The organism is uncultured Escherichia sp. (genome assembly GCF_948475835.1).
GTDB lineage: Bacteria > Pseudomonadota > Gammaproteobacteria > Enterobacterales > Enterobacteriaceae > ECMA0423.
Genome location: NZ_CAOLGM010000142.1, coordinates 1 through 10838, shown reverse-complemented (window position 1 = coordinate 10838; position 10838 = coordinate 1). Strand labels below are relative to the sequence as shown.

Annotated in this window: 13 protein-coding genes; 7 read left to right on the top strand and 6 right to left on the bottom strand. The window is 47.5% G+C overall.

The annotated features are described in order from the left end of the window. On the top strand, positions 1-1433 hold a 1433-nt coding region (gene nhaB / locus QZF50_RS20440; protein WP_290388964.1), incomplete at its 5' end, for a Na(+)/H(+) antiporter NhaB. Positions 1434-1578: 145 nt separating this feature from the next. Next, positions 1579-2109: a disulfide bond formation protein DsbB gene (gene dsbB, locus QZF50_RS20435; RefSeq protein WP_000943459.1), complete on the top strand. Its 531-nt coding sequence runs from the start codon at positions 1579-1581 to the stop codon at positions 2107-2109. 45 nt (positions 2110-2154) lie between these two features. Here the strand turns inward: dsbB and umuC are convergent, their stop codons facing one another. Both umuC and QZF50_RS20425 read right to left on the bottom strand, forming a co-directional pair. Next, positions 2155-3423, bottom strand: coding sequence for a DNA polymerase V catalytic protein (gene umuC / locus QZF50_RS20430; RefSeq protein WP_000457616.1), 1269 nt, complete (start codon positions 3421-3423; stop codon positions 2155-2157). Beyond that, the gene (locus QZF50_RS20425; RefSeq protein ID WP_000897378.1) at positions 3423-3842 is read right to left on the bottom strand and encodes a translesion error-prone DNA polymerase V autoproteolytic subunit; all 420 of its coding nucleotides are present in this window, start codon (positions 3840-3842) and stop codon (positions 3423-3425) included. Before QZF50_RS20425 ends, umuC begins: the two co-directional genes overlap by 1 nt. A 372-nt stretch (positions 3843-4214) precedes the next feature. On the opposite strand from QZF50_RS20425, the gene hlyE reads away from it, so the two are divergent. Further along, a complete protein-coding gene (gene hlyE / locus QZF50_RS20420) occupies positions 4215-5126 on the top strand; it encodes a hemolysin HlyE (protein ID WP_001306826.1) in 912 nt (303 codons plus the stop codon). 206 nt (positions 5127-5332) lie between these two features. Here the strand turns inward: hlyE and QZF50_RS20415 are convergent, their stop codons facing one another. The 3 genes from QZF50_RS20415 to QZF50_RS20405 all read right to left on the bottom strand — a co-directional run bounded on the left by QZF50_RS20415 (position 5333) and on the right by QZF50_RS20405 (position 6895). After that, entirely contained in the window at positions 5333-5779 is a 447-nt protein-coding gene (locus QZF50_RS20415; RefSeq protein ID WP_213044687.1) for a YcgN family cysteine cluster protein, read from the bottom strand. Between the two features lie 91 nt (positions 5780-5870). Next, complete coding sequence (locus QZF50_RS20410; RefSeq protein ID WP_000284276.1) at positions 5871-6530, bottom strand: fumarylacetoacetate hydrolase family protein; 660 nt, start codon at positions 6528-6530, stop codon at positions 5871-5873. Positions 6531-6601: 71 nt separating this feature from the next. Next, on the bottom strand, positions 6602-6895 hold the full coding sequence (locus QZF50_RS20405) for a YcgL domain-containing protein (RefSeq protein WP_001297679.1): 294 nt from the start codon (positions 6893-6895) through the stop codon (positions 6602-6604). A gap of 241 nt (positions 6896-7136) precedes the next feature. On the opposite strand from QZF50_RS20405, the gene pliG reads away from it, so the two are divergent. Then, positions 7137-7538 carry a g-type lysoyme inhibitor PliG gene (pliG, locus tag QZF50_RS20400; RefSeq protein ID WP_000695223.1) on the top strand — a complete coding sequence of 134 codons (402 nt, stop codon included), beginning with the start codon at positions 7137-7139 and terminating at the stop codon, positions 7536-7538. 119 nt (positions 7539-7657) lie between these two features. Here the strand turns inward: pliG and QZF50_RS20395 are convergent, their stop codons facing one another. Next, positions 7658-8026 carry a YcgJ family protein gene (locus tag QZF50_RS20395; RefSeq protein WP_001056831.1) on the bottom strand — a complete coding sequence of 123 codons (369 nt, stop codon included), beginning with the start codon at positions 8024-8026 and terminating at the stop codon, positions 7658-7660. A gap of 519 nt (positions 8027-8545) precedes the next feature. Here QZF50_RS20395 and minC point away from each other — a divergent pair. From minC to minE, 3 genes are read left to right on the top strand one after another with little or no spacing between them, the layout of a single operon-like run. Continuing rightward, a complete protein-coding gene (gene minC, locus QZF50_RS20390) occupies positions 8546-9241 on the top strand; it encodes a septum site-determining protein MinC (protein WP_000072536.1) in 696 nt (231 codons plus the stop codon). 23 nt (positions 9242-9264) lie between these two features. After that, positions 9265-10077, top strand: coding sequence for a septum site-determining protein MinD (gene minD, locus QZF50_RS20385; RefSeq protein WP_000101055.1), 813 nt, complete (start codon positions 9265-9267; stop codon positions 10075-10077). Between the two features lie 3 nt (positions 10078-10080). After that, positions 10081-10347, top strand: a complete 267-nt coding sequence (minE, locus tag QZF50_RS20380; RefSeq protein ID WP_001185665.1) for a cell division topological specificity factor MinE — start codon at positions 10081-10083, stop codon at positions 10345-10347. Positions 10348-10838: the final 491 nt, after the last annotated feature.

Sequence of the window (10838 nt, the reverse complement as noted above, 5' to 3'; positions counted from 1 at the left end):
TCATCAGCCCTTTCGTCGCGGGCTGGTTGCTGGTAGCGGAATTTATTTTCACTCTGGCGATGGCCCTGAAATGCTACCCGCTGCTCCCCGGTGGTCTGTTGGCTATCGAAGCGGTATTCATCGGCATGACCAGCGCGGAACACGTCCGTGAAGAGGTGGCGGCAAATCTTGAAGTCTTGCTGTTATTGATGTTTATGGTGGCGGGTATCTATTTTATGAAACAGCTGTTGCTGTTCATATTTACCCGTTTGCTGTTAAGCATTCGCTCCAAAATGCTGCTGTCGCTCTCTTTTTGCGTGGCGGCAGCGTTCCTCTCCGCGTTCCTCGATGCCTTAACCGTCGTGGCGGTGGTGATCAGCGTTGCTGTCGGTTTTTATGGTATTTATCACCGCGTAGCCTCTTCCCGTACCGAAGATACCGACCTGCAAGACGATAGTCATATCGACAAGCATTACAAAGTGGTTCTGGAACAGTTCCGTGGCTTTCTGCGTAGCCTGATGATGCATGCCGGTGTCGGCACTGCATTAGGCGGCGTGATGACCATGGTGGGCGAACCACAGAACCTGATCATCGCTAAAGCGGCTGGCTGGCATTTTGGCGATTTCTTCCTGCGCATGTCGCCGGTGACCGTTCCGGTTCTGATTTGTGGCCTGTTAACCTGCCTGCTGGTAGAGAAGCTGCGTTGGTTTGGCTACGGTGAAACGCTGCCGGAGAAAGTCCGCGAAGTGTTGCAACAGTTTGACGATCAAAGCCGCCACCAGCGTACCCGTCAGGATAAAATCCGTCTGATTGTCCAGGCGATTATTGGCGTCTGGCTGGTGACTGCGCTGGCGTTGCATCTGGCGGAAGTTGGCTTGATTGGTTTGTCAGTCATTATTCTGGCGACATCATTGACCGGTGTCACCGATGAACATGCTATCGGTAAAGCCTTCACCGAATCTCTGCCATTCACCGCACTGTTGACGGTGTTTTTCTCGGTAGTCGCGGTGATTATCGACCAACAACTGTTTTCGCCAATTATTCAGTTTGTGTTGCAGGCATCGGAACATGCTCAGCTGTCGCTGTTCTATATTTTCAACGGTCTGCTGTCATCCATTTCGGATAACGTCTTCGTGGGGACGATTTATATCAACGAAGCGAAAGCGGCAATGGAAAGTGGCGCTATCACGTTGAAGCAATACGAGCTGCTGGCGGTCGCCATTAATACCGGTACCAATCTGCCCTCCGTCGCTACGCCGAACGGTCAGGCTGCGTTCCTGTTCCTGCTGACCTCTGCACTCGCGCCATTGATTCGCCTCTCTTATGGCCGCATGGTGTGGATGGCCCTGCCTTACACCCTCGTACTGACACTCGTCGGCTTGCTCTGCGTCGAGTTTACGCTTGCCCCTGTAACCGAATGGTTTATGCAAATGGGCTGGATAGCAACGCTTTGATAACAACTTACCGGGCATATAAATGCCCGGTTTGCCTTTTCGCCCGATAATTGTCCAATTGCTTCCTATTTTTGCTGCCTCCTGGTGGCGCAGCGAATGAATTGGTTTAAACTGCGCACTCTATGCATATTGCAGGGAAATGATTATGTTGCGATTTTTGAACCAATGTTCACAAGGCCGGGGCGCGTGGCTGTTGATGGCGTTTACTGCTCTGGCACTGGAACTGACGGCGCTGTGGTTCCAGCATGTGATGTTACTGAAACCTTGCGTGCTCTGTATTTATGAACGTTGTGCGTTATTCGGCGTTCTGGGTGCTGCGCTGATTGGCGCGATCGCCCCGAAAACTCCGCTGCGTTATGTAGCGATGGTTATCTGGTTGTATAGTGCGTTCCGCGGTGTGCAGTTAACTTACGAGCACACCATGCTTCAGCTCTATCCTTCGCCGTTTGCCACCTGTGATTTTATGGTTCGTTTCCCGGAATGGCTGCCGCTGGATAAATGGGTGCCGCAAGTGTTTGTCGCCTCTGGCGATTGTGCCGAGCGTCAGTGGGATTTTTTAGGTCTGGAAATGCCGCAGTGGCTGCTCGGTATTTTTATCGCTTACCTGATTGTCGCGGTGCTGGTGGTGATTTCCCAGCCGTTTAAAGCGAAAAAACGTGACCTGTTCGGTCGCTAATCCCTTCAGCGCTCCTGCGGGAGCGCTTTTTTCCTGCCGCTATATTTATTTGACCCGCAGTAAATCAGAACTTCGCGTTGTATAACGTGGTGAAAGCATGGCACGCTTCATCTGCCATTGTTGCTGGATCCCCTGCCCGGCAAAATAGAGTGTTCCTCTGCCCTCTTTAGCATTCAGTGTATCCATTACCGTCATCAATTGCTCACTCCCGGGGCGCGGTGCGTTGTCATCGAATAAATTGAGCTGCGCGACTCCCTGACTGAAGAAATCCCCCAGCATCACGCCCGCTTTTTGGTAGCGATGGCCCGCTTGCCAGATGGCATCCAGAGATCGCGTAGCAGCGTTAATGATATCCCTGCTGTCCTGAGTGGGCGTCAGCAGTTTTACCGACGCGCTATTGCCGTAATAAGGTTCATTGAGCGCAAATGGTGACGTCTTAATAAATGTGGAGATAAACCGACAATATTGATGCTCGCTGCGAAGTTTTTCCGCCGCCCGGGCAGCGTAACTACAAATGGCCTGCCGCATCGATGGATAATCCGTGATGCGTTCACCAAACGAGCGGGAACAGATAATTTCCTGCTTCGTCGGTGCAAACTCTTCCAGTTGCAAACAGGGTTCGCCGCGCAGTTCACGCACCGTTCTTTCGAGCACGACATTAAAATGTTTACGGATAAACCGGATATCTGTATCCGCCAAATCGAGAACGGTTTTGATCCCCATCGCGTCCAGTTTTTTGCTGATCCGCCGTCCAATCCCCCAGACGTCATCCACGGGGAGAGCAGACATTAATTTACGCTGGCGTTCCAGATTTGATAAATCCACCACCCCCCCCGTCTGCCGCTGCCATTTTTTTGCCGCATGATTGGCAAGCTTAGCCAACGTTTTGGTCTGGGCGATCCCCACACCAACAGTAAGATGGGTACGTTGTAGCACCGTTGCGCGAATTTCTCTGCCAAAATCAGTCAGATCGCGACAATTACGCACACCTGTCAGATCGCAGAATGCCTCATCAATACTGTAAATCTCGACGCGGGGCGATAGTTCTTCCAGCGTCGACATCACCCGATTGCTCATGTCTGCGTAAAGCTCATAATTGCTGCTAAAGCAAACCACGCCACAGCGACGAAACAGATCTTTTTGTTTGAACCAGGGATCGCCCATTTTAACACCCAGCGCCTTTGCCTCAGCGTTTCGGGCGATAACGCAACCGTCATTATTCGATAGCACAACCACCGGTTTACCCCATAAATCAGGGCGAAACACCGTCTCACAGCTGGCATAAAACGCGTTTACATCACAGAGAGCAAACATCAGCGCATCGCCTTAACGACGTGGATCACCACACCAAAGACATCCAGCGTATCTTCGCTACTGATGGTAATGGGCGAGTACGCACTGTTCATGGGAATAAGCTGTACCGTCGGGCGTAGTTGCAATTTTTTCACCGTAAACTCGCCGTCAACAGCAGCGATGACAATATCACCATGGCTGGCGGTAATAGCGCTATCGACAATCAGTAAATCACCGTCACTAATTCCACCATCAATCATAGAATCACCACTTGCTTTGACGAAGTAAGTCGCGCTGGGATGCTGGATCAACAGTTGATTCAGATCGATGCGCTGTTCAACGTAATCTGCTGCCGGTGAAGGAAAGCCACACTGAACAAGATCGCTAAATAGCGGAAAAGTCACAATTTCGCGGAGATCCGCAGGCTTGATAAACAACATAATAATCTGCCTGAAGTTATACTGTTTTTATATACAGTAGTCTGTTCTTGCCAGCAGATCAATACTGATTCAGGCTATCAATATTTGTCGCTGCATAGACTGCTGATTTTTCGTTCTCTTATCCTGTGCTCACGTGGCCTTCTGGCGACGACGCTCATCCAGCAGAAATGAAAAATATCACCCGGCTAAAAAATAGAATAGAAGCATTCGCCATAATGACATTAAACATTGTTTGATATTTATCATATTAATAGAAATAAAGACATTGACGCATCTCTCCCAGCTAACTATGAATTAGATGAAGTAAAATTCATTAATAGTTGTAAAACAGGAGTTTCATTACAATTTATATATTTAAAGAGGCGAATGATTATGACTGAAATCGTTGCAGATAAAACGGTAGAGGTAGTTAAAAACGCAATCGAAACCGCAGATGGAGCATTAGATCTTTATAATAAATATCTCGATCAGGTCATCCCCTGGCAGACATTTGATGAAACCATAAAAGAGTTAAGTCGCTTTAAACAGGAGTATTCACAGGCAGCCTCCGTTTTAGTCGGCGATATTAAAACCTTACTTATGGATAGCCAGGATAAGTATTTTGAAGCAACCCAAACAGTGTATGAATGGTGTGGTGTTGCGACGCAATTGCTCGCAGCGTATATTTTGCTATTTGATGAGTACAATGAGAAGAAAGCATCCGCCCAGAAAGACATTCTCATTAAGGTACTGGATGACGGCATCACGAAGCTGAATGAAGCGCAAAAATCCCTGCTGGTAAGCTCACAAAGTTTCAACAACGCTTCCGGGAAACTGCTGGCGTTAGATAGCCAGTTAACCAATGATTTTTCAGAAAAAAGCAGCTATTTCCAGTCACAGGTAGATAAAATCAGGAAGGAAGCGTATGCCGGTGCCGCAGCCGGTGTCGTCGCTGGTCCATTTGGATTAATCATTTCCTATTCTATTGCTGCGGGCGTAGTTGAAGGGAAACTGATCCCAGAATTGAAGAACAAGTTAAAATCTGTGCAGAGTTTCTTTACCACCCTGTCTAACACGGTTAAACAAGCGAATAAAGATATCGATGCCGCCAAATTGAAATTAACCACCGAAATAGCCGCCATCGGGGAGATAAAAACGGAAACTGAAACAACCAGATTCTATGTTGATTATGATGATTTAATGCTTTCTTTGCTAAAAGAAGCGGCCAAAAAAATGATTAACACCTGTAATGAGTATCAGAAAAGACACGGTAAAAAGACACTCTTTGAGGTACCTGAAGTCTGATAAGCGATTATTCTCTCCATGTACTCAAGGTATAAGGTTTATCACATTTAAAAACACAGACGTTTTTTAAAGATTGAGAGTTACCTGTTGATAATAAGGTATCGGGTAACTCTCATTATGACAGAGCGCTTTCAAAAACAGGGCTACGAAATGGCGAGCATCCAGACGTATATTAAGAAAGCCCCCATCAACATCTATTAAATTTATCACTGCGCCCAGTCAGGTTTATTTAAGATATGATCCTGCCAGTCAATCACTTCTGATTCTTTCACTGCGATATGACGCACAGAGATACGTTCACCATGCATTGCCGCTTTCGAACCAGTAAGTAGCGGATGCCACGCAGGTAAATCTTTACCTTCCGCCAGCAAACGATAAGCGCAGGTCATTGGCAGCCATTCGAATGTTGGCAGATTTTCACGGGTTAATTTAATGCAGTCGGGTTCAAACTCGAAACGACGTTCGTAGTTCCGACATTGACAGGTTTTAATATTGAGCTGGCGACAGGCGACGTTAGTGAAGTAGATTTCGTCGGTGTCTTCATCCATCAGTTTATGCAGGCAACACTGACCGCAACCATCACACAACGACTCCCATTCCGCATCGCTCATTTCGTCCAGGGTTTTACTTTGCCAGAAAGATACATCGCTCATCAGGTGTTCCGCCATTACGTTAAAACGCACCTTATAACCAGTCTGGCACAGCGATGCAAGTTTTGCCGCCGCTTTCAGGCGGCAAAAAGTATTACAAAACGCGAGTTGCCAAAGAATGCCCATCGAAAGTGACTGTCAGCTCATCACCGCTTTGCAACGGGCCGACGCCATCAGGCGTGCCTGTCAGCACAACGTCACCGGCCTTGAGGGTAAAAAACTTGCTCATATAAGCGATCAGCGGAACAATTTTATGGATCATGTCCGCAGTCGTACCTTGCTGACGTTGCTCGCCGTTTACGCTCAGGCCCAGCGTTGTATTTTGCGGGTCGCCGGTAAATTCCGCCGCGGGAATAAACCCGGAAAGCGGACAAGAGTTATCAAACGCTTTAGCCTTTTCCCACGGCTGCCCGGCTTTCTTCATTTTTCCCTGAACATCACGCAATGTCAGATCGAGCGCCACGCCATAACCGGCAATGGCTTTGCGGACATGCTCTTCCGTAGCCTGACGCAGCGTCGCGCCAATCAACACCGCCAGTTCGACTTCATGATGAACTGAACCGAAATCGGATGGGATCGCCAATGGCTGCCGCAGATCGCACAGTGCCGTTTCTGGTTTAATAAACAGCACTGGCTCTTCGGGCACTGCGCTGCCCATCTCTTTAATATGTTTGGCATAGTTACTGCCAACACAGACTACTTTACTCACCGGATAATCCAGCAGCGCACCTTGCCAGTTGTGATGTTGATACATAACGTTCCCCTCACCTTATCGTGGATATGAAAACCCGCGCCGACAAAGATAATGCCACCGCCGGATATCGGTTATTTGTTAGTGTCGTCTGTTTTCTGCCCCATGACGGAAAGATGTTGCTTCAGCAAATCTTCGGGTGGTGGCGGTAACTGCAAATAGTAACCTTGCTCGGTTAATGCCAGTTTAACCTTTTCAATATCAGCATTGACCAGTTTCTTCCGCCCATCCAACGGCAGAATCATCGCTAACTGAGGCTGACCAAAACCTTTCATCAGTTCCTCAGGAACACGCGAAAAATCGTCTTTTTTTTCGACATATAAATAGGTCTGGTCACGCTTGCTGCTTCGATAAATCACACAAAACATACTTTTACTCTTTAAGATGCCAGGTTTTGGCATAAGCTAACATCAATGAAACCCGCGCCACAAGCCAGCCAGCTGTAGATTTCTACGGTTTGTTGAGTCCATGCCCCTTTATAAGTAATCCCCCCGGCAAAAAATGCCGCGCCGGGATTTTACCGAACGCAGAAAAGCCACTGGAATTCTCCCGTAAGGGATTGTTATATTATAACAGTTCATCGTACTCATTCTGAACAGGAGACTACCAATGAAAATCAAGAGCATCAGTAAGGCTGTATTGCTGCTTGCACTGCTAACCTCCACGAGCTTTGCTGCGGGTAAGAATGTCAATGTTGAGTTCAGCAAAGGCCATAGCAGCGCTCAGTACTCCGGCGAAATAAAGGGATACGATTACGATACATATACCTTCTATGCCAAAAAAGGTCAGAAAGTGCATGTGAGTATCTCTAATGAAGGCGCTGATACTTACCTCTTCGGGCCAGGAATCGATGATTCAGTTGATTTATCCAGATATTCACCAGAACTCGATAGTCACGGACAATACTCACTCCCTGCTTCTGGCAAATATGAGCTGCGAGTGCTGCAAACCCGAAACGACGCCCGTAAAAACAAAACTAAAAAATATAACGTCGATATTCAAATTAAGTAAATGTCAACCGACGGGGACTCTCCCCGTCATAAACGTTAACGCCCCACTCCTCTCTGTCGCTCAAGAGGTTAATGACGAATAGCAGACAATGCCGAATAGAACATAATGTAAACAAGGCATCACTCACGACACATAAATAACATCTTTGTGGTGATTTGATTGATTTTTCCACTCCGCTTACCATCCACACCAAAATAACGATCATCACGACATAATTTTTCTTTAACATCGCAAAATACACCGTTAGCGAATGTAAATTCGCTGGGATCGTAGCCTTGTAATGATTGTAAGTTTTCAGCGGCTTTTTCGCCGAGATATTTCCTTGTTAACTCTGGGGAAATGCCATCTGAGTTCACACAAATATACGGGTCGCAAACAACGCCGCACGCCGGAGATTGAAGTCCGCCAGCGTCATGTCCAGACGCCATTGATGAGAACATCATCCCCACACCTGACAATCCGATATAAAAAATACGCATCATATTCATAGCACATCCTGATAATCCAACCGTACAACACTTATGCTCATTTCATCATCAATCCGTAATCAAAACCGCTGACCTGGACGAGTTACGATGACCTGACAGAAGTATCAGACGTCTTCTGCGGTTTCTATGATAGAGCAATTCTGTGGCGGATATTAAGATAACGGGTATCTGTTCTTTAATGATGCCGCAAAAAATGGAAAGTTAAGAAAGCCTGGCGTGGTGAAAAAATACACTTGCCTCAATACTGGATATTTAAACAGGTCTGGAGATGCTGTCACGATTAGGGTGCGGAAAAAGGAAGCGTAAATAAGAACAATCAAAAGTACGACGGCAATGGGTTGATTGACAAGGGTATTTTTTAAGCTATGAATCAGCGCCATTTATCACAGAATAGACTTTTACTCTGAATAAATGGGAGGGTGACTTGCCTCAATATAATCCAGACTATAACATGCCTTATAGTCTTCGGAACATCATCGCGCGCTGGCGATGATTAATAGCTAATTGAGTAAGGCCAGGATGTCAAACACGCCAATCGAGCTTAAAGGCAGTAGCTTCACTTTATCTGTGGTTCATCTGCATGAGGCAGAACCTAAGGTTATCCATCAGGCGCTGGAAGACAAAATCGCTCAGGCCCCCGCATTTTTAAAACATGCCCCCGTTGTACTCAACGTCAGTGCACTGGAAGACCCGGTAAACTGGTCAGCGATGCATAAGGCGGTTTCGGCAACCGGTTTGCGGGTTATTGGCGTAAGTGGCTGCAAAGATGCGCAACTTAAAGCCGAAATTGAAAAGATGGGGCTGCCTATCCTGACGGAAGGAAAGGAAAAAGCGCCGCGTCCAGCTCCCGCACCACAGGCTCCAGCGCAAAATACAACGCCGGTCACAAAAACGCGTTTAATAGATACCCCGGTGCGTTCCGGTCAGCGTATTTATGCTCCACAATGTGATCTGATTGTTACAAGCCACGTTAGCGCTGGGGCCGAATTGATTGCCGATGGGAACATTCATGTCTATGGCATGATGCGCGGTCGTGCGCTTGCAGGGGCAAGTGGTGACCGGGAAACGCAAATATTTTGTACGAACCTGATGGCGGAACTGGTGTCCATCGCAGGTGAATACTGGCTGAGTGATCAAATCCCAGCAGAATTTTATGGCAAAGCGGCGCGACTGCAGTTAGTCGAAAACGCTTTGACCGTTCAACCGTTAAATTGATCCCTTTTTAACAAGGAATTTCTATGGCACGCATTATTGTTGTTACTTCGGGCAAAGGGGGTGTTGGTAAGACAACCTCCAGCGCGGCCATCGCCACTGGTTTGGCCCAGAAGGGAAAGAAAACTGTCGTGATAGATTTTGATATCGGCCTGCGTAATCTCGACCTGATTATGGGTTGTGAACGCCGGGTCGTTTACGATTTCGTCAACGTCATTCAGGGCGATGCAACGCTAAATCAGGCGTTAATTAAAGATAAGCGTACTGAAAATCTCTATATTCTTCCGGCATCGCAAACACGCGATAAAGATGCCCTCACCCGTGAAGGGGTCGCCAAAGTTCTTGATGATCTGAAAGCGATGGATTTTGAATTTATCGTTTGTGACTCCCCGGCAGGGATTGAAACCGGTGCGTTAATGGCACTCTATTTTGCAGACGAAGCCATTATTACCACCAACCCGGAAGTCTCCTCAGTACGCGACTCTGACCGTATTTTAGGCATTCTGGCGTCGAAATCACGCCGCGCAGAAAATGGCGAAGAGCCTATTAAAGAGCACCTGCTGTTAACGCGCTATAACCCAGGCCGCGTAAGCAGAGGTGACATGCTGAGCATGGAAGATGTGCTGGAGATCCTGCGCATCAAACTCGTCGGCGTGATCCCAGAGGATCAATCAGTATTGCGCGCCTCTAACCAGGGTGAACCGGTCATTCTCGACATTAACGCCGATGCGGGTAAAGCCTACGCAGATACCGTAGAACGTCTGTTGGGAGAAGAACGTCCTTTCCGCTTCATTGAAGAAGAGAAGAAAGGCTTCCTCAAACGCTTGTTCGGAGGATAAGTTATGGCATTACTCGATTTCTTTCTCTCGCGGAAGAAAAACACAGCCAACATTGCAAAAGAACGGCTGCAGATTATTGTTGCTGAACGCCGTCGCAGCGATGCAGAACCGCATTATCTGCCGCAGTTGCGTAAAGATATTCTTGAGGTCATTTGTAAATACGTACAAATTGATCCTGAGATGGTAACCGTACAGCTTGAGCAAAAAGATGGCGATATTTCTATTCTTGAGCTGAACGTGACCTTACCGGAAGCAGAAGAGCTGAAATAAGCCCGCTGTAAAAACGCATTTATCTTCAAGGCAGAGTCATTTCTGCCTTGAGTTTTTCATCCCTCTCATCCACGTTGTGGTAAAGCGGCGAGTATTCTTGCTGATACTCCTCATTGCTATTTCCACCTCCCCCTTTACACCTTAAGGCTGTTCCCACGCACAGAACAAAATGTTTATGCCTGGTTGAGTAAATAACCCTGTTGTTAGTGTGGATATACTGGGAGATGATAACCCCGCAATTTCATTATTCATTGTTCTCCCATAGGATGAGGTTTCCCGCCGTAACTGGCGGGCTTTTTTTGCCCCAGAATTTTCTCTTTCAACATCCTGTAAACGAAAACTGCGCCGAAGCGCAGTTTAATCGTTGATGGTCAGAACGACCAGTTCACACCAGCCACCGCGTTCCACGGGGACTCCACACCGGCACCATGGCTATACCCCACCCCGAAATGCCCGCTTAACGTACTGCTGAATGAGGCTTTAATACCTGC